This is a genomic window from Synechococcus sp. SYN20, assembly GCF_014279555.1.
GTDB lineage: Bacteria > Cyanobacteriota > Cyanobacteriia > PCC-6307 > Cyanobiaceae > Synechococcus_C.
The window spans coordinates 2,575,090-2,600,461 of the sequence record NZ_CP047959.1 but is presented as its reverse complement, the minus strand read 5'-3'; the positions used below and the strand labels follow the sequence as shown (position 1 = coordinate 2,600,461).

The window sequence follows — 25,372 nt, the reverse complement described above, 5'->3', positions numbered from 1 at the left end:
ACTTTCTTTGTGATTGCATAAAGCTGGTACCCGTCCAGAAAAAAGAATCGACACTTTTTTTGTTGTGGCTATTGCTGGGCTGGCGCTCAAACCCATCCCAAGAACGAACATAACGAGTTGGCTCATTGCTATTCGTGCAAGCTTTTCTCGCTTGATGGGCTTGCTCGGCAGATGGAGTGATTCGCACGGGGATTTGGGTGCCGCGCTCGGATGAGATTTGCCGAGCTTTGGCGAGCCCATTTGTTCACGCTCGTAGGCTCAGATGTTAAGTGAGCCCATTTGTTCACAGGGTTGCGCCGCAATCATCCTTATTGAGCTCCAGTTTGTTTAGCCAGTTGATCCCACAGCCTCTTGATTGCACTCAACTGGCTCTCAGATCACTCTCATGCACTTCTAAAGAAGTCAGAATTAAAAAGAATTGACTTTTCTCATGAACTTCAAACGTCTTTCTTTGGTTGCTGTACAAGCGATTGGTCTTGGCTTGCTTCCTACGGCAGCCTTCGGTGCCACCGATACAACGTTTTTCCAAGGCACTGTTCCTGGTAGTTGCACGATTACTGGAGCAACTACTAGTAGTAGTCCTGCATCATTAACGTATTCTACGGATGCTGGCGGCACGCTATCAGGGGAGACTTCAACCATTGGAATTAATTGCAATGTTGCCAACGTAAATGCAACGCTTAGTGGAGTCGTTCAATCAGGAAATCCAACTGAAACGTCTAATACAGCAATCTTAAAGAATGCTTCTGGCGAAGATGTTATTACTAGCACTGTCTCTACATCTGCTTCAACCGCTATTGGTAATACAAATGGATCAACATCCAATTACACAGTATCCTTAGCGGCTGCTGGAGCAACTGTGCCTGGAACTTATAATTACAGTGTTGTGTTGACAACGCTTGAATGATTTCTTGCTTGGGTGTTGTTTGTTTCCCGAGTTGTTAAAAGTTAGCTGAGTCCTCGGGGAGATTGAGGAGCTTTTGTGTATTGCTTAAGCTCCGTTTTTTTAAGATTAATCAGCTAGTTAAGAGTTTGAGTATTAGTGGTAAATTCAAGGATTTGCTCTAATACTTTTTTGTCTAAATCGGTCATTCTTTGTGAGGTATCTATTGCCTCCTGCAAGGTTTCTTTGCTGGCAAATTTAGGCTTTGAATTGTTTCTTTTCGGTCTTCTTGATTTTTTATGGAAGGTGTGATTCTTGAACAACCCATGCATGATTGTGATGTTGCTTGATGGCTCTTTTGGAAGGACATTTAAGTCCTTTGCCGCTTGTACTCCAAAGATCTTTCTTGGTGATTTGGGTCTTTGTGCAGGGATCTAGGTTGGCTTTTCAATTTTTGCTTTTTTGGGGGATCCTTGATTCTTTGGCTGGCTCGACCCGAGAAATTTTAGATTCTTATTTTGACTCCTGTATGAGCAATTGGAATCAGCTCTTGAGGCCGACGTTTTTTAAATATATAGTCTTTTCTAAGGATTCGTCTTATGGTTGTGAAGATTGTTTTTTGCGTTCGATTGGCTTGTCATAATGTTTGGTCTGTTCTCTATTCTTGATAATTCGGGGAGCAGTTATTCCTGGCTTAAGGCTTGTCTATTTATTAAAGCAGGTTTTCTGCTCTTTTGTTTAGATGGTTCTCAGTCAATTTCTCAAAGTATAAGTATATCTGAGTTTACCGGTACAGTACCGTTTGCTTGTTCATTCTCTGGTGGTGGAGAGCTTGTTGAGATGGAATATAGCCGCACTGGTAATACTGGTAGCTTGCTTGGAACAAGTGATGTGTTGAATATAACTACAAATAAAGTTCCTCGAGTGAATGTTAGCTTGAATACGATTAATCCACCTCGCCCGATTGCCTTTCGTTATGTTGGCCTTCGCGCAGATAGCACAAATATTCTTTTTAAAAATGCAACTTCAAGCTCTCTTTCAAATAATCCGATAACTACGGTTGTGCAACCATCGCAACTGTTAGGTCAAGGATATGCAGCAGGTTCTCCATTCGGTATCAAGTTGATTGTAAGTGCCACTCTAAGTAATTCATTCCCAAACGAGTTATACCAATTTCAGGTTGTTTTAGATTGCTTGGATCCATCATGATGTTATCATTAATTGTAAGCTGTTCGTCGATAGATTGTCTCCCCTTTGCCCTGCTTTATAAGGATATCCGAGGCGATCCTTCTCTTCTTTCTGATCCATATAGCTATTGTTAAATGATTTTTCCCTTTCTGCTTGCGGCTTCTTTAGGCCTTAATTCGAATAATAAGGTGATTTCACCTGGCCTTGGCTCACGTGTCGTTGTACGGACTCAGGCATTTCTTGTTAACTCTGAGCCAGGTCTTTATAACGTTGAGGCCTTTTATAACGCAAAAGGTGATGTTCCTGGCGACAAGATTGAGGATGTTCGTGTTAGTCCTCGTAGGTTATTTTTACGGGATCAAAAACCAAGACGTGTTCTTTTAAGTATTTCTACATCCACTCTCAAGGCTGGCCCACTATGGATTTGCATTATGGAAGATCCAAAAGAAAAAGCGTCCGATTCTTCCTCGCAATTAACTGTTTTAACGCGTTCTTGTTATCAGCGTATCCTGCGACCGCGCAAAGCAATATCTCTACCTTAGACAATCTTCCTCTTCGTGATTTAACAGGGTTGTCATTTCAGCAACCGCTCGGCCCCCGATTTGAGGTTGACTTGCCTGACGGCACGCGCTGTGTGAGTCAGGATGGGACGCCAACCACAATGAATCTTTATAGTGGTATCTCTGAGCGTGTTGATGAGATTGATCGAGAGGAGCTATTTGGTGACTATGCAGGGACTGGCAATGGTTATGCTTTTGGTGCAGTTTTAACGATTCCTTTTGGTACCAAAAATACTCGGAACTGCGATCAGGCATATGCGATTTCAATTGCCACAAAAAAAATTGAACTAGCTCAATTGTTACATGATGAGGGGCTTTTGTCTGATGAAGATCTGGCTACCCTTCTGAACAAAATTAAGAACATTCTATTATCTGATCAATAATTTAGAACATTTAATTGGGTTTTTGCTTTTCGCAGGTGCCATGATTCGACAATTCTTTTCGATCACTCGGCTCTATTCACTTTGAGTTGCCTGCATCGTGAACAAATGGGCTCATTGGATCCCACAAATAAGCTTTGTGTGCGCTAAAATCGAAGAATGGAAACTACGGAAAATATTATTCCGCTTAAGCTTAATTTAAAAAGTACACCAGATCTTGCTGCGATAATTAATCGACAATGTTCAAATTCGTCTATTTTGTCTTTAAAGAGAGGTCCCTTTGAAGGGTCTGTACAGATACTTCCTCTAGACAATATCAGGCTTTCTTTGATGGAATTCAACAAGGATGTTGTTATTGCTGCCGACAGGAAGGGTGATAATTATCACTTTTGCATCAATTTGTCTGAAGAGCCTTTCGCTCATAAGGTATTTGCTCAGGGAGTCAGGATCGAGCAAACTGCTGTTTTTGGATTCAATACAGGCTTAAAAGATCTTGATTTACGACTCGATGCCGGTTGCCGGTTTTGTTCAATTACTGTGCCAAGCTCTCTCTTGATTCAGAAACTGTCTCAATGTGACTACGCGGTAATGCAAAATATTCTTAATAGCTTTAATATTTTGTCTAATCGGGTCGTATCTTCTAGTCTCTTTTCTTGTTTGAATGATTTGTGGGCGCACTTGGATGATGCTCCTTTGCTTCCTCGATCGATTGAAGATAAAATATTGACAATTTTGTTTGAATGTTTTCTTAGTTCTGACGATCGAAAGGTAGGACTTGCCTTGAGTAGGCGTGATCGTCATGAGGCAGCACTACAAGTCTTATCGTTGACGAGTGCATCACCAGTTACGCCCTTTGAAGTCCAAGATTTATGCTCTTTGTTGCATCAATCACGTACATCACTCTTTAATGGTTGTAAGGAAAAATTCAATATGTCTCCGCTCCATGTTGTTAGGTCTGTTCGATTGCATCAAGTTAGGCACGCATTGCTAGACGTTGAATTTTGCATCACTCATAATATAAATGGTGTTCTTGATGCTGCTTCATTTTTTGGATTTGTCGGTCGATCTCATTTCACTCGTTACTATAAACAGGAGTTTCAGGAGACTCCGGCTCAAACGTTAGGAGGTAGGCGGCAATCCGATCAAATCTTCTAGATCTGCCTTTTGCTCCTGAATCTTTATTTGCTTTGCTTTTTCTTGTAAGCCCTTCCTCTGTTGCTCGATTTTGTATTCTCTAGGATTTTAGGCTTTTTAACTGGTCAGATGTTTGCGGTTAGCTTTTCATTAAGGATGCACATTTCTCTTGTTTTATTCCGACTTTTTGCATGCTTTATTGGGATCCTTGCTCTTGAGTCTGTTCCGGCATCAGTAAAGGCCAGGCCTAATCCAATTACGTCATACACCCGTCTTTGGGCGGAATGGGATGTTGTCCCGAATACTCAATGGGCTCCGCGATCGATTGACCCATCTGCAAGTTCTGACAGGTCGGTTCAAATCTTCAAATTGCAGCCTGTTGTTCCGTTTCGGATCAACGATGACTGGACAGTGCTTACGCGCACGATCTTTCGCTTTCGTTCTTTGCCCCAAGCCGATCCTGTGCTCGGTGTTTCGCCTGCTGGGCTTCCAGCAGTCGTGGATTTCGATCAAAAGAATCAGGCTGGCCTCTCAGATGTCAGTCCTACGGCTTTTCTTGTTCCCAACCTTGGTTCTGACTGGACCGTTGGGCTCGGTTCGTCGATCGTCTTCCCTACCGGTGATGGCACGATCGATAGCGGCAAGGTGTCAGCCGGTCCAGCCATGCTGGCTTTCTATCATTCCGGCCCATGGATTGTTGGTGCCCGGATGCGCAACATCTGGTCCTTTGCGGGAGACCCAGAGCGCGATGACGTCAATACTTTGGTGGTGCGAGGACTGTTGCGTTATCAACTCAACCGCAGTTGGTATTTGATCTCTTCTCCAATTATTGCCTCCGATTGGACTCAGCCAGAGGGCAAAGGCTGGATCGTGCCCGTTGGTGGTGGGCTTGGGTATTCCTTTCGGTTGGGCGGGCAGCCGATGCAGGTGTCTTTGGAGGCTTACTACAACGCTGTGAAACCGCAGTTTGCTGGTGAGGAGTTACTTGGCGACTGGACAATTCGCACGCAATGGCAGGTTCTTTTCCCGAATTGAACCTGGCTATTGGCGGTTGCTTGGACTGAGTGTGGAACGAAACATGCGGATCCCAAATCGCCGTACTTTGCTGCGACCACGCGGCAGCCAACCAGTGGTTTTGCGAAGAGCTTTCAGCCATCCAGCAACGTAGTTGCGATGCCGTTGTGGTTTAAGCACCCAACGGCAGATGTAGGACGAGCCGACGCCCAAAAGCAAAATGCGACCAATCCACATACCGATTGATTCCCTAGGCCGCCAGGTTACGGAAGCGAGTGAACTGGGGCTCGAAGAGCAACTTCACGGTGCCAACGGGGCCGTTTCGGTGCTTGGTCACGATCACCTCGGTGATGCCTCGGTCTGGGGTTTCGGGGTTGTAGTACTCATCGCGATAGATCATTAATACCAGATCGGCGTCTTGCTCAATGGAGCCTGATTCCCTCAGGTCGCTGAGCATGGGGCGTTTGTTGGTGCGTGATTCCACTCCTCGGCTGAGCTGAGAGAGGGCGATCACCGGCACATTCAGTTCGCGGGCCATGCCCTTAAGCCCCCTGGTGATCCGCGAGATTTCCTGGACGCGATTGTCGGGGGTTGATCCTTCCATCAGCTGCAGGTAATCAATCACCACCAGGCCCAGTTCTTTTCCCTGTTCGGCCATCAGCCGGCGGCAGAGCGAGCGCATCTCGAGCACCCCTGAGTTGGGCTTGTCATCGATGTACATCGGTAATTGCCCCAGGGTGTTGATGCCTTGGCCCAGCAAGGGCCATTCCTCCTGTTGCAGCCGGCCGGTGCGCAGGCGGCCCGCTTCGATGCCAACCTCCATTGAGAGCAGCCGGTAGGTGAGTTGTTCTTTGCTCATCTCCAAGCTGAACATGCACACCGGAAGGTTGTGCAATTGCGCCACGTTTTTGGCGAGGTTGAGCACGATCGAGGTTTTGCCCATCGCTGGGCGGCCGGCCACGATGATCAGGTCACTGCGCTGCAGGCCTTGGGTCATCGCATCCAGGTCATAGAAGTTCACCGGAATGCCCGCCACCGAGGTGCCAAGCGAGCGGCTTTCGATCTCGTTGAAGGTGCTGGTAAGGATTTCGGCGGTGGGTGTGAGCCCTTTGGACGGTTTCTCCTGGCTGATCGCAAAAATCTTCTGTTCGGCTTGATCCAGCACCTGCTCCATCGGCAGGCTTTGGTCAAAGCCCAGCTGAATCACTTCATTGCCGGAACGGATCAGCTGCCGGCGCAGGAACTTGTCCATCACCAGCCGGGCCACCTGTTCGATCGAGGCCGTGGATGCCACCCGTTCCACCAGCTCCACCAAGCGGCCGCTACCGCCAACCTTCTCGAGCGATCCCGTATCCGCCAGCCAGGCGGTCATCGCCGTGAGATCGGTGGGTTTGCCCTGGCTATGGAGCATCACCGCGGTGCGGAAGATCTCCCGGTGGGCACCCAAATAGAAAGCCTCGGGTCGGAGCACGTCAGCAACCCGTCCGATTGCGTCGGGATCCAACAAAATCCCACCCAAAACCGCTTCTTCCGCTTCCAGGTTCTGGGGCGGAAGCGAGTCGGGGAGGGCTTCGAAATTGGGCTCATCGCGTTGACGGCCTTTGCCGTAGCCCCGTTGTCCCCCGCCTTCACTCGCGCTGTGATCAGGTTGGGAGACACTCACCATGGAAGTGATTTGGCGCCGTTAAGTCATCACACTCTGGCTGGCCGTGAGGCCATGCCAAGCATCAATAGCTAACAACTTCGAGATTGATTTCTGCTGTGACTTCGCTGTGCAGCTTCACCTGCACCTTGTAGGAGCCCGTGCGGTGGATATCGGGAACGGTGATATCGCGGCGATCCACTTCTTTCTTTGTGGCTGCTTCGATCGCTTCGGCGACATCGCCATTGGTCACGGTGCCAAACAGCACATCGTCTCCACCGGTTTGCTTCTTGACAGTGAAGCGCCCGATCGTGTCGAGGGCGGTGCGGAACGCCACAGCGTCCTGCTTGAGGGTGGCTTGACGCTCGGCCTCTTTCGCTCTGCGGTGCTCCACCTGCTTCATCACCGCGGGGGTGACGGGAACAGCTTTTCCGAAGGGAAGCAGGAAGTTGCGGGCGTATCCGGGTGCAACGTCAACCAGATCGCCATTGCGGCCCAGGCTGAGGATGTCCTCATTGAGTACGACTTGTACGCGCTTGGCCATGGCGATTTAGAAGAGGTTGACGATGAGAAGCGATTGCGAAGTTTACGACGCGACCGGTAGGCGGACCTTGGTGGCGAGCCCTAGAGCGCGCATTAGACGGATGTGTTCCCAGGTGAGATCGATCTGACCTGGTTGCATGCCGTGGCGTGCGGAATGGGGGAAGGCGTGATGGTTGTTGTGCCAGCCCTCGCCGAAGGTGAGTGCTGCAACCCACTTGTTGTTGCGTGAGGCATCACCGCTATCGAAGACAACATTGCCCCAGCAATGGGTGGCGGAGTTCACAAGCCAGGTGACGTGATACACGACCACTAAGCGCAAGGGAATTCCCCACAACACCAGGGCCCAACCGCCGGCGCCTGTCGCGGTGCCGATCCAGAACAACAGCAAGCCAAGGGGGAGCTGGAGCCAGAGGAAGTGAGCATTCAGCCAGCGGTAGTAGGGATCGCCCACAAGATCGCCGGTGAGACGGGGCACCGCAGGCATGGCCTCGATCGGGTGGAACATCCAACCCATGTGGCTCCACCAGAAGCCGCGGTGGCTGTTGTGATGATCGGCATCCGTATCGGAAAACTTGTGGTGATGCCGGTGCAGCCCCACCCAGTCGATCGGACCGTGTTGGCAGCTCAAGGCGCCGCAGGTTGCGAAAAATCGTTCCAGCCACTGCGGTAGGCGGAAGGATCGGTGCGTTAAGAGGCGGTGATAGCCAAGGGTGACGCCGAGGCAGGCCGTGACCCAGTACAGAACCAGCAGGCTGGTCACAGCAGGCCAGCTCCAGAAGCCAGGCAGAAGGGCCACAACCGCGAGGGCGTGGATCACGATCATGAATCCAATCGTGACGGAATGCTGGTGATTTTTAGGGCTGGCCGCAGGCTGCCCTTTGCGTGGACGATGAAGAAGTCTTGCTTGAGCTGCTGCCAGGTGCGAAGCTGCCGGCCGACTGGGTGGCGATGGAGTTCTGATCGTGCTTGAAACCATGCCTAATCCGCTTGATGTCCATAAACTATAACCAATAAGGATCCGTATCAAGTGACCAAGGGGGAAGTCGTTTCTGATCATGTGACCAAGGGTTACCGGGATCGGCTCGATGAGGGCCGTCGGGCGATGGCGCACTTGATCCATGTCTGGCACGAGCGCAATGGCTGGTCTCACAAGGTGTTGCCAGCCCTCGCTGAAGCCCTTGATCTCGGCCGTGTTCACAACTCCCAAATCTCGAACTTGCGCAACGGCAAGCTCGCCTCTCCCGGCCCCGAGGTGTTTCTGGCTCTCGGGCAGGCCAATGCGATCCTCGATGCAGGCTTGGATCCGATCCAAGAGCATCTCTCCGAGGTGCATCCCGATCTGCTCAAGGTGCTCAAAGTGAGCGCTGTGCCCGTGATCAGTGCCAACGGCAAGCCGTTGGGGGCAGGCCAGTTATTGGAGATTTTTGTAGGCCTTGCCCCTTTGCCACCGGGTTTCGATTGGCGCATTGATCCGATGGAGGCGGCCGCTTTGAGTGCAGCGCTCGCCGATTGCCTCTGCCGAGGGCAGTCCTGGCGTCAGTGTCGCGATCAATTGATGAGCGCCTATCCGGTTGGCAAAACCCAACGGCGTGAACGCTTCGCTGCCGTCATGGCGGGTCTGCGTGATTACTCAGCTGAGGAGCTTGATGGGGAGTTTCTCGATCTCCACGCCACCTATCTCTCGCTGGATGGTCAAAACGGGGCGACGCCAGCCGCATTTCTTGATGAATTGCGGCGTCGCCTCCCCTTTACGGCAACCCTGAGCGATCAGCCGGAATAGCGGGCTTGGCGCACTTTGCGGGTGAGTCCGAGTCTGCGAAGCAGGCGAATGTGCATCCAGGTGATGTCAAATTCGAACCAGCGCAAGCCGTGGCGCGCGCTATCTGGATAGGCATGGTGGTTGTTGTGCCAGCCCTCTCCAAAGGACAGCACCGCCACCCACCAGCAGTTGCGTGACAGATCAGGACTGTTGAAGTTCCGGTAGCCAAACGCGTGAGTGGCGGAATTCACCAGCCAAGTCACGTGATATACCACAGCAAGACGCAAAGGGATGGCCCATAGAACGAGGCCAACACCACCTCCGTGAATTCCTGCGGCCTCTCCATACCAATACAGCGCTAATCCCAGTGGGATTTGGAGCACCAGAAACCAGCGGTCGAGCCAGACGTAGAAACGATCGTTCAGAAGATCGCCCGCATAGCGATGCTTTTCTTTGAGAGCAGGAATGTCATGCAGCATCCACTCGCTGTGACTCCACCACAGGCCCCGTCCTGCATCGTGATGATCATTGGGCTGATCGGAAAAGCGGTGATGGTGGCGATGTAGAGCCACCCAATCGATCGGTCCGCTTTGGCAGGCCAGCGTGCCCATCACCACGAGAACCCGCTCCAGCCAGCCGGGCACTTCAAAGCTGCGGTGCGCCACAAGCCGATGCAGGCCGAGGGTGACGCCAAGCACGGTCATCCAATACAGAACGCCGAAGGCAACTAACCCCTGCCAGCTCCAAAAGCGTGGGAGTAAGGCCACCGTTGCCAGCACGTGGATCACCACCATGAAGCTGGTGGTCCCACCTTTAAAGCGGCGCTGTGTTGAGGGGAGCGTCTGACGCGGAGCCATCACAGCTGCGCGCATGCGCAGCTCGCGTTGGGTGCTGGCGTCAGCCGGGGTGGATGTAACCAAAAGAGTCTCCTTGCACCGGATCTAGAGATTCAGACGACGAGAAATCGGCGAATCTTGAATCGGCTGGAAGATGCGAATGTAAAAGAACTGAGCATAAAAAGTGCGAATAAGGACAGATGGATTCAAATCCTGGGGATGGTGCAATGGATACTGCGAGCGCTGAGCAGTGGGCAAAAGCGCGCATTCGGCAAGCGAGAGATCGGCTCAGGCCCATGGCAGAGCAACGCACGGCGGGCGTGTCGGTGCGCTTGGAAAAGGTGCTAAGTGCCTTCGCTGCTGAGCGCGTTGGGACCCAGCATTTCGCGTCTGTAAGTGGTTATGGCCATGGCGATCAAGGGCGAGAGGTGCTCGATCGCGTGTTTGCCAGGGTGCTGGGTGCTGAAGCTGCCGCTGTGCGACTCCAATTTGTGAGTGGCACCCATGCGATTGCCGCCGCTTTGTTCGGGGTGTTGCGCCCTGGAGAGCGGATGCTCTCGATTACGGGTCGTCCTTACGACACCCTTGAAGAGGTGATTGGTTTGAGGGGAGAGGGGCAGGGCTCTCTTCGGGACTTCGGAGTGCACTACGAGGAACTTCCCCTGCTCAACTCTGGAGCGGTCGATGAGGCTGCATTGGATGCGGCTCTAGACACCCCCCGCCGGCTGGTGTTGATTCAGCGCAGCTGTGGCTACAGCTGGCGGCCATCGCTTTCCATCGACACGATTGGACGCCTTTGTGAGCGCATTCATCAGCGGCAGCCCGATTGCGTTTGTTTCGTCGACAACTGTTATGGAGAGCTGGTGGAGGAGCGGGAACCTCCTGAGGTCGGTGCCGATCTGGTTGCAGGCTCACTCATCAAAAATCTCGGTGGCACGATCGCTCCCGCCGGCGGTTACGTTGCAGGTAAAGCCTCGCTGGTGGAACAAGCTTGTTGCAGGCTCACAGCTCCAGGGATTGGGAGCGAGGGCGGCAGTGGTTTTGACCTGCATCGCCTGCTGTTGCAGGGCTTGTTTCTCGCGCCGCAGATGGTGGCGGAAGCTTTGATTGGTGCTGATTTGGTGGCGGCTGTGTTTGCGGATCTGGGCTATCCAGTGCAGCCCTCTGCAGGGGAGCCACGCAGTGACCTCATTCAGGCGGTGCAGATCGGAGACCCAGACGCTTTGAAAGTGATTTGTCGGGCCTTCCAGGGGATCTCGCCAGTGGGGTCCTATCTCGACCCGGTGCCAGGGCCGATGCCTGGTTATGTCAGTGATTTGGTGATGGCCGGCGGCACCTTCATCGATGGCAGCACCAGTGAATTTTCGGCGGATGCTCCCCTGCGAGAGCCCTTCAATCTCTACGTGCAAGGTGGAACCCATCGCGCCCATGTTGAACTGGCACTGATCAAGGCCCTTTGCGCGTTGCGGACGGCAGGTTGGTTTGATCTGGCGCAGACTGGGTGACAACCGCATCTCCTGGCCCGATGGCCTTCGACTTTCCCGACCAGTTTCGGTTCGCCGACAGTCATGAATATGTCCGGCAGGAAGCGGAGCTCGTGAGGGTTGGCCTGAGCGCCTACGCCGTTGATCAGCTCGGCGACATTGTGTTTGTGGATGTGCCTGAGCTGGGGTCTGAGCTCAGCCGTGGAACCAGCTTTGGAACGGTGGAATCGGTGAAGGCCGTTGAGGAGATGTACGCGCCGATTACGGGCGAAGTGGTGCAGCGCAATGAAGCGGTGTTGGCCAATCCTGAGGAGCTTCAAAACGATCCTCACGGGGAGGGTTGGCTCTTGGTCATCCGCCCGTCAGATCCAGCCCAGATTGGGGAGTTGATGGATTCAGCGACCTACTCCGCCAAGGTGGCGGCTGCTTAACCGAGGCTTGATTAAGCCGTCAATGCGGCGGGGACTTCCTTACAGTCGCCCTCTCCGCATCCGGCCTTTTGACCTTGCTTGAACAGCGTGTGTCTAACGCGTGGGTGGCAGAGACCCTGTCTCCATTCGTGAGCCGGCATGTCGGACCCGGGGATCAGGCGCAACAACGGATGTTGAAGGCCCTGGGATTTGAGGATCTCGATTCCTTTCTGCGTGCGGTTGTTCCGGCCAATATTTTTGATGCACTTCCTCCTGTTGAGGACCTTCCCCGAGGGTGTACGGAAGCCAGTGCTCTGGCGGAGCTGCGTGGCTTGGCTGACGCCAATCAGCTCAGGCGATCGCTGATTGGTCTTGGTTACTACGACACCGTGACGCCAGCGGTCATTCAGCGTCAGGTGCTCGAAAACCCCTCTTGGTACACGGCCTACACGCCCTACCAAGCTGAGATCGCTCAGGGTCGTTTGGAAGCGTTGTTCAATTTCCAGACCCTGATCAGCGAGCTCACTGGCTTGCCGATCGCCAACGCCTCGCTCCTCGATGAAGGCACTGCCGCGGCAGAAGCGATGGGCCTGAGCTTTGCCGCCTGTCGCCGGCCGCAGGCCAAGCGCTTTTTGGTGGACGCAGCTGTGTTGCCTCAGACCTTGGCCGTGTTGCAAACCAGGGCCCTACCGATTGGGGTGGAGCTGGATGTGGTGGAGCCCGACTCGTTCCGCTGGGGTGATGATGTCTTTGGGGTGTTGCTCCAATTGCCAGGACGTTGTGGGCGGCTTTGGGATCCCTCCGGCTGCATTGCCGCTGCCCATGACAGCGGAGCCCTTGTCACGGTGGCGGTCGACCCCCTGGCCCAGGTGTTGCTTGCACCCGTTGGTGAGCTGGGTGCCGACATCGCTGTTGGCAGCACCCAGCGTTTTGGAGTGCCCATGGGCGGTGGCGGTCCCCATGCCGCCTTTTTTGCCACCCGCGATGCGTTTCGCCGCCAGGTGCCTGGCCGGATTGTCGGCCAGTCTCGCGATGCTGATGGCCAGCCAGCGTTTCGGTTGGCCTTGCAGACCCGCGAGCAGCACATCCGACGCGACAAAGCCACGAGCAATATTTGTACGGCCCAAGTGCTGCTGGCTGTGATGGCCTCGTTTTATGCCATCCATCACGGCCCTGAAGGGCTGGAAGCGATGGCTCACAAGCTTGTGGCCCTGCGGCTTCAGCTCGAAGAGGCGGTGCGTCAGCTGGGGTATTCGCTTGAGGCCACGCCTCGTTTTGACAGTTTTGATGTCTACGGATCGATGGCTCCCCAGGTCCATCGCCTGGCAGCACGCGAAGGCATGAATCTCCGTGTCTTGCCGGACGGAGCCTCAGTCGAGACGGCTAAGGGCTTTGGAATCAGCCTGGATGAACTCTCGGATTCGGACGAAATCAAGCGTCTCATCGCGGTTTTGGCACAAGCGGTAGAGGCTCCAGTCCCAACGGATCTCGGTGAGCTGAGCACGGATGCTCCTTTAAGTGGCGTTCCCTCTCGCCAAGCGCCCTGGCTTCAACAGTCGGTGTTTCACCGTTACCACAGTGAAACCGAGCTGATGCGCTATATCCAGCGATTGGTGAGTAAGGATCTTTCCTTGGTGCACGGAATGATTCCCCTGGGGAGTTGCACCATGAAGCTCAATGCGGCTTCAGAGCTTGTGCCTGTGAGTTGGCGGGAGTTTGCGGCGATGCATCCCTTCGCTCCGCTCGAGCAGCAGCAGGGGTCCCAGCGGATGGTTCAAGACCTTGCAACCTGGTTGGCGGCACTCACCGGTTTTGCCGGTGTGTCGCTCCAGCCCAATGCTGGATCGCAAGGGGAGTACGCAGGTCTGCTTGTGATTCGTGCCTGGCATCGCTCCCGCGGCGAGGCGTCTAGAAACGTTTGCTTGATTCCAACGAGTGCCCACGGCACCAATCCAGCGAGCGCCGTGATGGCGGGCATGCGCGTGGTGCCGGTGGCCTGCGATGACGAGGGCAATGTGGATGTGGAGGATCTGCGCGCCAAAGCTGAGCAACACAGCGCATCTCTCGCGGCCTTGATGGTCACCTATCCCTCAACGCACGGCGTGTTTGAGGTGCGGATTCGCGAAATCTGTGCGCTCGTTCATGAGCATGGAGGGCAGGTGTATCTCGATGGGGCCAACTTGAACGCGCAGGTGGGGCTTTGCAGGCCTGGCGCCTTTGGGGCTGATGTCTGCCATCTGAATTTGCACAAAACCTTCTGCATTCCTCACGGTGGTGGTGGGCCGGGGGTCGGTCCGATTGGAGTGGCAGCGCATCTTCTGCCTTTTTTACCCGGACATCCTCTGATGGACTGTGGTGGAGAGCAGGCCATTCAGGCCGTGTCTGCTGCCCCTTGGGGAAGTGCAGGCATCTTGCCAATTAGCTGGATGTATTTGCGTTTGATGGGCCCTTTTGGCCTGCGTCAGGCCACAGCGATCGCCCTTCTCTCTGCTAACTACTTAGCGAGTCGCTTGGATGCTCACTACCCCGTGCTGTTCCGAGGGGAGAGTGGCCTGGTGGCCCATGAATGCATTCTTGATCTGCGGGGCTTGAAGCGAACCGCTGGATTGGAAGTGGATGATCTGGCGAAACGCTTGATGGACTTTGGCTTTCATGCCCCAACGGTGAGTTGGCCTGTGGCGGGCACGGTGATGGTGGAACCTACGGAAAGCGAGAGCTTGGAAGAGCTGGATCGCTTTTGCGACGCGATGATTGCCATCCGCGCTGAAGCCGCAGCAATCGAAGACGGATCCAGTGATCGGGAGAACAATCCTCTGCGCCGTGCACCGCACACCTTGGCTGCGGTTACAGCGGATAGCTGGGATCGTCCTTATAGCCGGCAGCAGGCTGCATTTCCGCTTCCTGAACAAGCCAGCCACAAGTTTTGGCCTTCCGTGGCACGCATCGACAATGCCTATGGCGATCGAAATTTGATTTGCACCTGTCCAAGCGTTGAAGAGATGGCCGAACCCCTTGCAATGCGTTAAGTTCACGGAAATCGGAAATAAACGTTTCGATTCCAACCACGCATGCTGACCTGTTTGCATACTGATCGGCAATTGCTCCGTCTCAGGAGACAACATGAGCAGCGACATTTTCAACATTCACGGTCAAGGATCGGTAACCCCAACTTCGGTAGGCGATTCCCCTCACTTGCCTGAGATCCCCGAGTGCCTCCAGGCAGCATTAGGCAGAGGTCATACTCTCGTAATCGAGGGCACCAACGTGGTTCGTGTTCCTTTCGGAGTGCGTCGTTCCCGCCGAGTACGCCCGGAGCGTCCAGAGCGTTGGGCAACTTTGGTGTTGCCCATGCAGCCCCATGGATCTCCAACCCCGCCACAAGCTGCTTGAAACAGTGTTTTGTTAGGCAACTTCTCTCAAGTTTGGGCTGGCTTCGAGTTTCCAGTCCACGAGGGATTTAGCATCTTCAAGTGAACAAATGGTTGTCCTAAATGGGAGGAGTTGCATGGGGCTTCGTTCTGGTCGCACCAACCAGCTCTGATTTGGTTGCTGCATTAAAATAAATCCGCGGTAGCGCACCGCGAATTGTGGTTTGCCAAGGAATCCCATGGATGCTTGGGTTGATGAGTGGTTAGATGTGTTATTTCAAGGCAAAAAAATAAAATTAAGTGCTAGCAGGTGATTTTCTTTAGATTTCGCTTATTGATTGTCAGAATTTGAATGTTTTTGATGGTTCGATCAGATATCTGGCCTTTTAAGCGTTGGATGAAATCCACTCTGATGATATTCGGTACAGCAAAAGCCTTGAGCTTGTTGTATCAAATAACACTTGTTCAACCCAGCCCAAACAGGAGCAAGTCGGTTTGCTCACTCGAGGAATGAATTTGGTGCATGTCTGCTCGGCCTAGATGAAATCCGAGCCCATCTCCTCTGCGAAGGGCCAAATGGGATGCGTTGGTGACGCCTGAGATAGAGATATCGCCGTTGATCATTTGAATCCAGGCCTGTGGATAGGCGAGTGCTGGCAGTTGAATGCTTTTGCCTTGAGCAAGCTTTAGGCGCCAGAGCTGAACGGGTCGCGCAATCGCCATGGCTTTGCTGTTGTTTGGATCCAGAACAGGGATCCAGTGTTGATCGGTGATGGCAATCCTGCGTTGCTCATAGGCAGGCTCGAGTCCTTGATGATTGGGTTCGATCCAGATCTGCAGCAATCGGCAGGGTTGTGCGCTTGCATTGATTTCGCTGTGCATGATTCCGGTTCCGGCGCTCATCCGCTGCACATCTCCAGCCTGAATCACGCCGCTGTTTCCGGCCGAATCCTGATGTTGGAGTTCTCCTTCGATCATCACCGTGATGATTTCCATGTCGTGATGGGAATGCATGCCAAAACCCCGTCCTGCGGAAATCGTGTCGTCATTGATCACCAGGAGGGGGCCGAATCCCATCCAGTTGGGATCGTGATGACCGGCGAACGAAAAGCTATGCCAAGACTCAAGCCAGTCGCGAACGCTGTGAAAGCGTTCTTGGGCTGGACGGAAGACCAGCGTTGAATGGTTTGTGCTGTGGGCCTTAGTCATTGAATCGGTTGTTTTTGTCCTAAGCGATGCAGCAGGTCCTGAATGCTGTCGTCCTTGGCTGGTTTGGAGTGATTGCTGAGCAATTGACGACCCACAACCTCCGCTCCGAGGTGGGTGAGCTGGATGCGAAGAGAGAGGAGAAGTTCCATGCCTCCGCCTCCTGAGAAGGTGGCGATTGCGATCGGCCGACTGTTGAAGAGCGCCCGGAAGTCATCGCCTTGCACAGACAGCCAGGCAATGGCGTTGGTGAGGCAGGGCGGGATCGAGCCGTTGTATTCCGGTGCGCAGATCACCCAGCGGGGGGCGGCTTTGAGTTGGGCTTCGAGCGGGGCAATCGCCTCCGGAGTGACCTGCGCTTGAGCTCTTGGGGTGAACAAGGGCAGGTCGATGGTCGTGAGATCGAGCAGATCGGCTGATTGGCCCAGGGTGCCTGCGGTCTCAACGAAGCGCAGGGCCAGCTTGAGGTTTTCGCCGTTGCTGGCGGTGATCACCAGCACATCGCTTGTATTTGCTTTGCTCATGCCCAGAATTTCCACCATGACGTTGAATTTTGCAGGATGTCTTTGCGTTCAGGGCATGGTTGCCGTCGCAGAACGTCAGGCGGTCTTTAATTCCGCTTCCCGGTAAGGCACGAAGCTGGCTTTGCGAACACCACAAATCGGGCAGGACCAATCATCTGGAATCGCTTCAAACGGTGTGCCGGGCTCGATTCCGGAGTCGGGATCGCCCTCGGCAGGGTCATAAATCATCGAGCACACCTTGCAGATCCATTTGCCGGCGACCGGCTCATCGGCCTGTCCCGCTTGGCCCTTGCCTTGAAGGGCTTGGAGGGCAACGCCATAGGACTCGGCATGGTGCTGTTCGATAGGCGTGAGCAAGCCAAAGTTTTTGGCTGCAGTTTTAAAGATGCCTGCGTGTTCTTTGGATTCGCTGGTCTGTTCCTTGAACTCAGCTTCAGCTCCGTGATCACGATCGTTGCGGGCTTGCGCAGCAAACTCCGGATACATCGTGGTGTATTCGTAGGTTTCGCCTTCGATGGCAAGCTCAAGGCAGCGGCTGAGCAAGACCTGTTTGTCGACGTCGCTGAGCGCATTGGGGTCACTGACTACGAGCTCCGGATGGAGCAGGCGGAAGTGAGCAAAGGCGTGCTCTGTTTCTTGGGCGGCGGTGTCGCGGAAGAGTTTGGCGAGATCACTGCGGCCGAGTTTCTTGGCGACATCGGCAAAAAACAGGTACTTGCGATTGGCCATGCTTTCGCCGCCAAAGGCCGCTTCGATGTTGGCCTGGGTGGAAGGCTTGGAGAGATCCATAGATTGATGAGCCGATCATTTGATACTAGCCCTATCTCATACTCGCTATGAGTTAGGGCTCAGGGTCAATGGGCTTGCTTCGTGGAGTCCGTTAGTAGTTCGCTCCGCTGCGCCGCTGATGCACCGCCGTGCCGCCTTCGGAATCGAGCACGCCTCCATGGGAGACCTCGGCGTATATCAGCCAGTGATCGCCGCATTCCATGCGTTGTTTCACCGTTGCTTCCATCCAGGCCAAGGCCTCTGGCAGCAAGGGCTGTTCCCGTGGACTGGCTTTCAATTCCAGGCCGGCAAAGCGATCCGCTCCAGGCTCAAACGGTTGCAGGAATTGCTTCATGGGCCCGCTCTCGCGCCCTTCGGCGAGCACGTTTAAGGCAAAGCAATCGCCGATATGCAGGAGGGCTTCAACGGCTCGATCTTTCGCAACGGCCACGGTGAATCCCGGTGGCGTGAAGCTGGCTTGGGTGACCCAGCTCGCAATCATGGCGCCGGAGAGCTCACCCTTTCGCGCGGTGAGAACGCAGAGAGACCCCACGACCCGACCCAGGGCCAGCACGGCAGGGTCACTGCGGCTTTCACTGAGCCCGCCGCCGCTACGTCGCTGCTGTTTGCGTTGCTCTCGATGCAACTCGCGACCGAACCGGGTGCCGGTTTCTTCGAGGGTTCGAATCATCGCTGCATCGGGGCTGAACTTCACCCGGATGGGGTCGAACGCAAAGTGAAAACCGCCGTCACGAAGCTTGTTCTCCAGCAGGTCGATGGCCTCACCGCTCCAGCCAAAGCTGCCAAACACGCCCACGGGCTTACTGCGGTCCCCCTCGGCAAGAAGTGTCCCTAAGGCGGAGACGATCGGGGTTGGCGCATGGCCGCCGAGCGTTGGTGAGCCGATCAAAATGCCGTCTGCTTGTTTGATCGTGTTGATCAGCTCGTCGGGAGGTGTGAATTCACAGTTGAGACTGGTGATGCGAATCCCCGTGCGACCAACACCCTGAGCTAAGGCATCAGCGATGGCAGCCGTGTTTCCGTAAGCGCTTGCAAAGAGCAGTGCAACAGACAAGCTGGCTTGCTGTTGGCTTTCTCCCCAGCGCCTGTAGTCATTGAACAAACTGCGCCAGCTGGTGTCGATGGCTGGACCGTGACCCGGCGCCACCGTGGTGATGTCCAGCTCTTCAAGGCGCTCCACAAGCGAGTCCACCTGGCCCGCCATCGGTGCCATGAGGCAGTCGTAAAAGTGACGCCGCTCTTCTTCCGTTGCACTGCGACCCGATTCAGCCCATTCATGGGTGCAGATGTGCGCCGAAAACAGCTTGCCGCTCATCAGTAGTCCGAGGGATTCTTCAAACGCCAGCAGACCCCCAGGCCATCTGGGGGTGGGAGCGGGAACGAGTTGAAGCTGGTGCCGATGGCTGAGAGAGAGGGTTTGCTCTAGGCGGATCACCTGGATGGCTGGCAGGTCCGGGATCTCTGGCTGTTCGCTCTCCTGTCCCGGGGGTGCAGGTTTGCGTTGTGACCAGAGTTCCCCCAGGAGCTTGGCTCCAGCGTTGGAGGCAACCAGTTCGAGATCGGGATACAGGCTGGCCAGGTCACGGAGAAGGGCCACCCTGTTGGGATTGACGTGGCCAACCACCACCTTGAGTGCGGTGGTTTCGGCGGGAAGCAGGCCGGCAAGAGCCGGGAGGAATGCCTTCTCATAGGCCTTGCCGGGAGGATGCACCAGCACTGCGGATTGTTGCTGGCCCTCGCCATCCGTGCCCGCATCAAACAGAAAACTGTTGGCGGTGCTGCCCCGCTCCAGTGCATACTCCAATTCGAATCGGAGCCGTTGAGGACTCAGCCCCCGCAGGCAAGTGAGTCCGTCATCGATGGGCAGGCTGATTACTTGCCGCGTCGTTGCTGCAGGGGCCTCGAGGTTCGATGTTGCCATTAGTAGTGGTTCCCTACTTTGCGGTGATGGACGGCAGTCATCGCATTGGCATCAGCCACGTTCCCCTGTTCCACCACGGCATAAATCACCCAGTGATCGGGGCCTTCCATGCGTTGTTCCACGCGGCAACCCAGGTAGGCCAGTGCGTCTCCGAGGACGGGACCGCCTTCGGCCTCCTCCTCCAACACATTGATGCCAGCAAAACGATCGGCGCCGGGTGGGAAGCGCTTGAGAAAATATCTGAGAAGTTGTTGATGGTTCTCCTCTCGGAGGATATTCAGCACAAATTGGTCGCCAACCTGCATCAGAGCCTCGATTGCCCTGTCTTTGGCCACGGCCACGGTGATGCCTGGTGGCGTGAAACTGGCCTGACTGACCCAGCTCGCCACCATCGCGCTACGGCGCAGGCTGTCGCCATCGCCCTGGCTGGCCGTGACCACATAAAGCCCTCCACTGAGACGGCCTAGCGCTTTATCGAGATCGCCATCCAAGCTCTTCATGGCCGCGATCGTTTTGTCGCGTGTCAACAGCTGGCCGAGGTCGGTGCCGGATTCTTCGCAACGCTGGTAGTCGCCACCTTGCGGAAGCTGGCGAATGCGCAGGGGAGCAAAGGCCTCCTTCTGTCCCTGGCTGCGGAGTTGTCCGGCTACGGAATCGATCGGCTCATCATCCCCACCAAAGGCGTCGTAGACCCCCACGAGCTGTTTGCCATGCAAGGCAGCCAACAACGTGCCGATGCTGCTTTGTAGTTCAGCATCAGGGCTTGCTGGCCAGGTGGGAACCACCACAGCTTTGGCGTCACTGATCAGAGCTGTGAGCTCTTGGGCGTCGGTGGCGCGCAGGTCGATCAGCTGAACCTGGGCGTCGGTTTTGCCGATGCCGTGCGCAATCGCCTGACTCAGGCGATCACAGAAGCCGTATTGGCTCAAATAACAGACCGCTGCGTAACTTTCGCCCTTATTGCGTTGCCCGCTCCATTCGCGGTAATCGTTGATCCAGTGGCTGAGGTGGTGGCGAAGCAAAGGGCCATGACCCACTGCGATCGTGTTGATCTCGGGCAGCCCATCCATACGCTTGAGGGCTTGAAGCACGCTGCGGGCATTGGGCCCCATCAAGCAGTCGTAGTAGAAGCGGAAATCCGGGGCAATGGCGCCAGGGTCGCTGTCAAAGACCTCTTCTGAGCAGTAGTGCAGCCCAAAGGCATCGCAGGTGTAAAGGATCCCACTGCCATGGTCAAACGAAAAAATCGTGTCTGGCCAGTGCAGGTTGGGCGCGCTTAAAAACTCAAAGCGGTGCTGCACGCCGCTCTCAGGATTGATGCCGAGATCGAGCTCTTCTCCGCTTTTGACCGCTCGAGAGCGGAACGGACGATGGACCTGGTCGTTTAGGAATTGAATCGCCACCTTCGATCCAACAATTTCGATCTCAGGGTTCAGGTCAATCAGGTCGCCAATCAGCCCTGAGTGGTCTGGTTCGGTATGGCTCACGATCAGGTAATCAATCTGTTTGGGATCGATTTGCTCCTTTAAGAGCGGCAACCAGGTGTCGCGAAATTTGGCGTGACTCGTATCAATCAGGGCGGTGTGTTCACCCCGCACCAGAAACGCGTTGTAGGTGGTGCCATTGCGCAGGCCAAATTCAATATCAAAACGACTCCGCTCCCAGTCGAGGGAACGAATCGTGCTGCTGTCAGCCGCAATCACTTCCGATTGCAGGGAGAGCCTCGGACTGGTGCTGGATGCAGTCACTGATGGCTTCAAGCTGGAGATGGCCATAGCAGTTACTCGCTGGCCTCAACTCTACGAAGAACGTCAGGTCAATGGTCCAGGTGTCATCGCAGCTGTAAGGCGAGGTAACCAGTCCACTAATCCTGGAACGGCGATGATCAAAGCCAAAACGGCCACCTGCAAGCCAACAAAAGGCAAGGCCCCCCGATAGATATCCCGGGTTTTCACCTCCTTGGGTGCAACGCCGCGGAGATAGAAGAGAGCGAATCCGAAGGGTGGGGTGAGAAAGGACGTTTGCAGATTGGCCCCGATCATCACGCCAAACCAGATCAGAGCATCGGGGCCCAGCAGCTGCCGCGCTGCTGGTAAAAGCAACGGCACTGCAATGAATGCGATTTCAAAGAAATCGATGAAGAAGCCGAGCAAAAAGATGATCAGCATGCTGAACACCAGGAATCCAACCCGACCTCCCGGGAGGTTGAGGAGCACGTCAGCAATGAGTTGATCGCCGACGCCGCCGCGGAAGACAAGACTGAAGGCCGTGGATCCCAGCAGGATGGCCATCACCATGGCCGTGGTTCTCATCGTGCTTTCGCACACGTTGGAGAGTTGCTTGCGGCTGAAGCCTCCATTGAGAGCGGCCAGAAGGATTGCGCCTACCGCACCAATCACGCCCGCTTCCGTTGGGGTGGCGATGCCGAAAAAGATGCTCCCCAGCACGATCAGGATTAAGGACAAGGGCGGCAGCATCGATTGCACCAGCTGCAGCGGCTGGGTGGCGCCCAGTTCAGCTTGAGGACGTTGGGGGGCGAGTTCGGGCTTGAGCGCACTGATGACCAGCACATAGATCGCAAACACCGCAGCCATTAACAGGCCAGGAAGCAAGGCGCCCATGAAGAGGTCTCCAACCGAGATTCCCAACTGATCGCCGAGGACGACGAGCACGATGCTGGGAGGGATGATCTGCCCCAGGGTTCCCGATGCCACGATCACGCCCGTGGCCAGCGTTTTGTCGTAGCCAGCCTTCAACATGGCTGGCAGAGAAATCATTCCCATGGTGGTAACCGTTGCAGCAACCACTCCGGTGGTGGCGGCAAGCAGTGAGCCAACCAGCACCACGGCGAGGGCCAGTCCGCCGCGGACGCGTCCCAGGAGGCGACCCATGCTCTCGAGCAAGCGTTCGGCGATGCCCGAGCTTTCCAGCATCGACCCCATAAACACGAAAGCGGGGATCGCCAGCAACGTGAAGTTGCCCATGATTCCCAGAATCCGTTGGGGCAGCGCTGTGACGAATTGAGGTTCGATTTCGCCGGTAAGCATTCCCAGCAAAGCGAAAATCACGCCGATCCCTCCCAGGCAGAAGGCCACGGGGAATCCACTCAGCAGGGCCACGATCAGGGCCAGAAACATCCCGGGCGCGAGGACCGCTGAGGGGTCGAAACTCAGCACCCAACCCATCGCTTCAATTTCAATCACAGGTCAGGGCCTCCCTGCCTTGGTTGCTGACCATCGGATGGCTCATCCCCATGCATCAGCTTCCAGCACAGCCGCAAGGCTTCCGCCACTCCTTGGAGGCCCAGCAACAGAAACCCCACTGGGATCAGAGTCTTTAACCATGTGCGGGGTAAGCCACCCGGATCGGGAGACATCTCTCCAATATTCCAAGCGCGAAGTGCCGGTGCGATCGATAGGGCCATCACGCCAAAGGCGAAGGGCAGCAATAACAGCAGTAAAGAGCTGAGCTCTTGGTGATCCCGGCGGCGGGGGCTCCAGCGGTTTTGCAGGACATCAACGCGAACGTGGCCGCCTTTTTGCAGCGTCCAGCCCAGTCCGAGTAGAAAAATTAGGGCAAACAAATACCACTGGGCTTCGATCAGGCCATTGCTGCTGAGGTTGATTCCGATCGCTGACCCCACATACCGCCCCACCACATTCCAGAAGCCGATGGCGAGCATCAGCAACACTGCCCAGCGCGCTAGCCAGGCTGCGGCGGCATTCAGCCCGTCGATCGCGCGCACGAGACCTGCGAAGCGACCGTTCATCGCTGATCTCCTGGTTGATTGCCCTCGCTGATGTCATCAAATTCAGCGAGCGGTAATTCGTTGATGGTGTTCCAGGTTCTGGCCTTACGGCGGAAGAGGCGCCAGCGTTCCAGGAGATCTCTGAAGCCAGCATCCGCATCCGCGAGTTCTTTGAAAATTTCTGCGCTAGCGCGACGGGCCGCCCTCAGGATGTCGTCGCTGTAGCGCTCGAGCTTGATGCCTTGGCGGGTGATGCGTTGTAGAGCTTCGCTGTTTCGCCGCTCGTAATCGCTCAATATCCCCAGATTGGCTTCAAAACAGGCTGCACTGAACATCGCTTGGTATTCCTTGGGGAGCTCAGACCAGGCTTTGCGATTGACCAGCGCCATCAGCGTTGGACCTGGCTCCCACCAACCTGGGTAGTAATAGTGCTGAGCGGCTTTGGCTAACCCCAGCTTTTCATCGTCGTAGGGGCCGGTGAATTCGGCGGCATCGATCGTGCCTCGCTCTAAAGCCAGGTAAATCTCGCCTCCAGGAAGCACTTGGACATTCACCCCTAACTTGGCCATGACCTTTCCCCCCAGTCCGGGGATGCGCATCTTCAAGCCCTGAAGGGATGCCAGGTTCTCGATCGGTTTTTTAAACCAACCTCCCAGCTGCCCGCCTGTATTCCCAGCAGGGAAGCTCATCACTCCGAAATCGGCAAACAGGGCGTTCATGGCTTCGTTGCCGCCCCCGTAATACAGCCAGGTGTTTTGCTGTTGGGCAGACAGCCCAAACGGCACCGCTGTGCCAAAGGCAAAAGCTGGATTTTTGCCGATGTAATAGAAACTCGAAGTGTGGCCGCATTCGACAGACCTGGCCTGGACTGCATCAAGGACTTCCATTCCGGGAACAATTTCACCCGCGGCGAAAGGTTCGATGCGGAAGGCGCCACCACTCATCTCCTCGATGCGTTGGCAGAACGTGACGACACCTCCGTAGATCGTGTCGAGTGAGACAGGCCAGCTGGTGGCCATCCGCCAGCGCACTTGGGGTAGGCCGCTGCTGCGCGTCTCTTCCGCTCGGCGGATCGTGCAGGCGCTCAAAGCTGCAGAGCCAGCGGCTGCCGCTACCGCCTGACCACCGCTGCGAAGCAGCTGCCGTCGTTGCATGGCTTGCATCCTCCAGAAGCCCGTCGATCAATCGACGGAACAGCTGTGGATTTTATCGAGCAGTTCTTTCATATCCATCAAAAAGGCCCCCCGCCATGGCGAGGAGCCCGATACCTCTTTTCCGTTGTCTGCGTGCGTTCTACTCGTGCTCTTGAACTGACGTTCAACTCTGTTTCAGCTTTCTACCTTCACCGACACGGTGGTGCGGTTGTCGCTTTTTGCCGCCCTGATCTCAAGAATGCCGTCGCGATAGGAGGCTTCCAATTGGTCGCGATCGAGCGGCTTGGCGAAGCGAAAACTGCGACTCCACGTTCCCGTCCGGAACTCGCTGAGCAGTTGCTGCGCATTTGCGTTTGAGGCTGCGTCTGTCTCGGTTTGGAGTGTGTTGTCTTCAGCGGAGATGGTGGGTTGTCGTTCAGCGCTGATCACAAGCGAACGATCCGTGGCTTTAACGTCGATCGAGTCATGTTCGACGCCAGGCAGCTCTAGACGCACGGTATAGCTGGCGTTGGTTTCGATCACTTCAGCAGCAGGAACGCGCTCAGCTTGTGAAACTTGCTGCTCCAGGCGATCCAGCAAATCGAAGGGTGATGTACGAAGGGTGATCATGGGTCAATCTCAAATTGGCTGTGAAATTCAGGAAGTTTGTGTTTCCCGCTCCGCCAATCTGCGCTGAATTGATCTCAACTGGGAGTGTAAGAACCGCCCATTTTGGTACGGCCTAGACCACCAAGTTCGGTTGCTGCTACTGAGAAGTGGTGAGAGCCGAACTGTGATTGATATGGAACAATCCTCCGCTCATTGAAAAGCGAAGTCTCTCGCTTGCAAA

The 25,372-nt window shown here is 55.1% G+C and carries 26 protein-coding genes; 11 read left to right on the top strand and 15 right to left on the bottom strand.

Translation table 11 applies throughout. The features are described 5' to 3' along the window. Window positions 1–430: 430 nt before the first annotated feature. The 6 genes from SynSYN20_RS13710 to SynSYN20_RS13690 all read left to right on the top strand — a co-directional run bounded on the left by SynSYN20_RS13710 (window position 431) and on the right by SynSYN20_RS13690 (window position 5,180). The gene (locus tag SynSYN20_RS13710; RefSeq protein WP_186524116.1) at window positions 431–907 is read left to right on the top strand and encodes a hypothetical protein; all 477 of its coding nucleotides are present in this window, start codon (window positions 431–433) and stop codon (window positions 905–907) included. A 618-nt stretch (window positions 908–1,525) separates the two neighbouring features. After that, window positions 1,526–2,092, top strand: a complete 567-nt coding sequence (locus tag SynSYN20_RS13705; RefSeq protein WP_186524115.1) for a hypothetical protein — start codon at window positions 1,526–1,528, stop codon at window positions 2,090–2,092. Window positions 2,093–2,205: 113 nt separating this feature from the next. Beyond that, window positions 2,206–2,613, top strand: a complete 408-nt coding sequence (locus tag SynSYN20_RS14590; protein ID WP_255476290.1) for a hypothetical protein — start codon at window positions 2,206–2,208, stop codon at window positions 2,611–2,613. Between the two features lie 71 nt (window positions 2,614–2,684). Then, window positions 2,685–3,014, top strand: a complete 330-nt coding sequence (locus SynSYN20_RS14585) for a hypothetical protein (RefSeq protein WP_255476289.1) — start codon at window positions 2,685–2,687, stop codon at window positions 3,012–3,014. Between the two features lie 156 nt (window positions 3,015–3,170). Further along, window positions 3,171–4,166, top strand: a complete 996-nt coding sequence (locus SynSYN20_RS13695) for a helix-turn-helix domain-containing protein (protein WP_255476288.1) — start codon at window positions 3,171–3,173, stop codon at window positions 4,164–4,166. Between the two features lie 135 nt (window positions 4,167–4,301). Continuing rightward, on the top strand, window positions 4,302–5,180 hold the full coding sequence (locus SynSYN20_RS13690; RefSeq protein WP_186524113.1) for a neuromedin U: 879 nt from the start codon (window positions 4,302–4,304) through the stop codon (window positions 5,178–5,180). A 6-nt stretch (window positions 5,181–5,186) separates the two neighbouring features. On the opposite strand, the gene SynSYN20_RS13685 is transcribed toward SynSYN20_RS13690, so the two are convergent. From SynSYN20_RS13685 to SynSYN20_RS13670, 4 genes are all read right to left on the bottom strand, one after another. Further along, window positions 5,187–5,396, bottom strand: a complete 210-nt coding sequence (locus SynSYN20_RS13685) for a hypothetical protein (protein ID WP_186524112.1) — start codon at window positions 5,394–5,396, stop codon at window positions 5,187–5,189. A gap of 13 nt (window positions 5,397–5,409) precedes the next feature. Next, window positions 5,410–6,825: a replicative DNA helicase gene (dnaB, locus tag SynSYN20_RS13680; protein ID WP_186524111.1), complete on the bottom strand. Its 1,416-nt coding sequence runs from the start codon at window positions 6,823–6,825 to the stop codon at window positions 5,410–5,412. Between the two features lie 61 nt (window positions 6,826–6,886). Beyond that, complete coding sequence (gene rplI, locus SynSYN20_RS13675) at window positions 6,887–7,345, bottom strand: 50S ribosomal protein L9 (protein WP_006854159.1); 459 nt, start codon at window positions 7,343–7,345, stop codon at window positions 6,887–6,889. A gap of 42 nt (window positions 7,346–7,387) precedes the next feature. Beyond that, window positions 7,388–8,320, bottom strand: a complete 933-nt coding sequence (locus tag SynSYN20_RS13670; protein WP_186524110.1) for a fatty acid desaturase — start codon at window positions 8,318–8,320, stop codon at window positions 7,388–7,390. Window positions 8,321–8,371: 51 nt separating this feature from the next. On the opposite strand from SynSYN20_RS13670, the gene SynSYN20_RS13665 reads away from it, so the two are divergent. Then, a complete protein-coding gene (locus SynSYN20_RS13665) occupies window positions 8,372–9,124 on the top strand; it encodes a hypothetical protein (RefSeq protein WP_186524109.1) in 753 nt (250 codons plus the stop codon). Here SynSYN20_RS13665 and SynSYN20_RS13660 read toward each other — a convergent pair. Next, window positions 9,112–9,975 (bottom strand): acyl-CoA desaturase, encoded by an 864-nt coding sequence (locus SynSYN20_RS13660; RefSeq protein ID WP_370586738.1) that lies wholly within the window; start codon window positions 9,973–9,975, stop codon window positions 9,112–9,114. The genes SynSYN20_RS13665 and SynSYN20_RS13660 overlap by 13 nt on opposite strands. A 191-nt stretch (window positions 9,976–10,166) precedes the next feature. On the opposite strand from SynSYN20_RS13660, the gene SynSYN20_RS13655 reads away from it, so the two are divergent. From SynSYN20_RS13655 to SynSYN20_RS13640, 4 genes are all read left to right on the top strand, one after another. After that, window positions 10,167–11,444, top strand: a complete 1,278-nt coding sequence (locus SynSYN20_RS13655; protein WP_186524107.1) for a methionine gamma-lyase family protein — start codon at window positions 10,167–10,169, stop codon at window positions 11,442–11,444. A gap of 20 nt (window positions 11,445–11,464) precedes the next feature. Next, the gene (gene gcvH, locus SynSYN20_RS13650) at window positions 11,465–11,854 is read left to right on the top strand and encodes a glycine cleavage system protein GcvH (RefSeq protein ID WP_186525673.1); all 390 of its coding nucleotides are present in this window, start codon (window positions 11,465–11,467) and stop codon (window positions 11,852–11,854) included. Between the two features lie 68 nt (window positions 11,855–11,922). Further along, a complete protein-coding gene (gene gcvP, locus SynSYN20_RS13645; protein ID WP_186524106.1) occupies window positions 11,923–14,859 on the top strand; it encodes an aminomethyl-transferring glycine dehydrogenase in 2,937 nt (978 codons plus the stop codon). A 94-nt stretch (window positions 14,860–14,953) separates the two neighbouring features. Continuing rightward, window positions 14,954–15,223 (top strand): hypothetical protein, encoded by a 270-nt coding sequence (locus SynSYN20_RS13640; protein WP_186524105.1) that lies wholly within the window; start codon window positions 14,954–14,956, stop codon window positions 15,221–15,223. A 12-nt stretch (window positions 15,224–15,235) separates the two neighbouring features. Here SynSYN20_RS13640 and SynSYN20_RS14580 read toward each other — a convergent pair whose 3' ends face one another. From SynSYN20_RS14580 to SynSYN20_RS13595, 10 genes are all read right to left on the bottom strand, one after another. After that, a complete protein-coding gene (locus SynSYN20_RS14580; RefSeq protein ID WP_255476287.1) occupies window positions 15,236–15,442 on the bottom strand; it encodes a hypothetical protein in 207 nt (68 codons plus the stop codon). 224 nt (window positions 15,443–15,666) lie between these two features. Beyond that, window positions 15,667–16,410, bottom strand: coding sequence for a pirin-like bicupin family protein (locus SynSYN20_RS13635; RefSeq protein WP_186524104.1), 744 nt, complete (start codon window positions 16,408–16,410; stop codon window positions 15,667–15,669). Then, a complete protein-coding gene (locus SynSYN20_RS13630) occupies window positions 16,407–16,949 on the bottom strand; it encodes an NADPH-dependent FMN reductase (RefSeq protein ID WP_255476286.1) in 543 nt (180 codons plus the stop codon). Before SynSYN20_RS13630 ends, SynSYN20_RS13635 begins: the two co-directional genes overlap by 4 nt. Window positions 16,950–17,006: 57 nt before the next feature. Next, window positions 17,007–17,720, bottom strand: coding sequence for a rubrerythrin family protein (locus tag SynSYN20_RS14615; protein ID WP_186524103.1), 714 nt, complete (start codon window positions 17,718–17,720; stop codon window positions 17,007–17,009). Window positions 17,721–17,811: 91 nt separating this feature from the next. Continuing rightward, window positions 17,812–19,641: a diflavin flavoprotein gene (locus SynSYN20_RS13620; RefSeq protein WP_186524102.1), complete on the bottom strand. Its 1,830-nt coding sequence runs from the start codon at window positions 19,639–19,641 to the stop codon at window positions 17,812–17,814. Beyond that, window positions 19,641–21,416, bottom strand: a complete 1,776-nt coding sequence (locus tag SynSYN20_RS13615) for a diflavin flavoprotein (protein ID WP_186524101.1) — start codon at window positions 21,414–21,416, stop codon at window positions 19,641–19,643. The genes SynSYN20_RS13620 and SynSYN20_RS13615 overlap by 1 nt, the downstream gene beginning before the upstream one ends. Window positions 21,417–21,452: 36 nt before the next feature. Next, window positions 21,453–22,826, bottom strand: a complete 1,374-nt coding sequence (locus tag SynSYN20_RS13610; RefSeq protein WP_186525671.1) for a TRAP transporter large permease subunit — start codon at window positions 22,824–22,826, stop codon at window positions 21,453–21,455. Between the two features lie 14 nt (window positions 22,827–22,840). After that, entirely contained in the window at window positions 22,841–23,410 is a 570-nt protein-coding gene (locus SynSYN20_RS13605) for a TRAP transporter small permease subunit (RefSeq protein ID WP_186524100.1), read from the bottom strand. Then, complete coding sequence (locus tag SynSYN20_RS13600) at window positions 23,407–24,543, bottom strand: TRAP transporter substrate-binding protein (RefSeq protein ID WP_186524099.1); 1,137 nt, start codon at window positions 24,541–24,543, stop codon at window positions 23,407–23,409. Before SynSYN20_RS13600 ends, SynSYN20_RS13605 begins: the two co-directional genes overlap by 4 nt. A 174-nt stretch (window positions 24,544–24,717) precedes the next feature. Beyond that, the gene (locus tag SynSYN20_RS13595; RefSeq protein ID WP_186524098.1) at window positions 24,718–25,152 is read right to left on the bottom strand and encodes an Hsp20/alpha crystallin family protein; all 435 of its coding nucleotides are present in this window, start codon (window positions 25,150–25,152) and stop codon (window positions 24,718–24,720) included. Window positions 25,153–25,372: the final 220 nt, after the last annotated feature.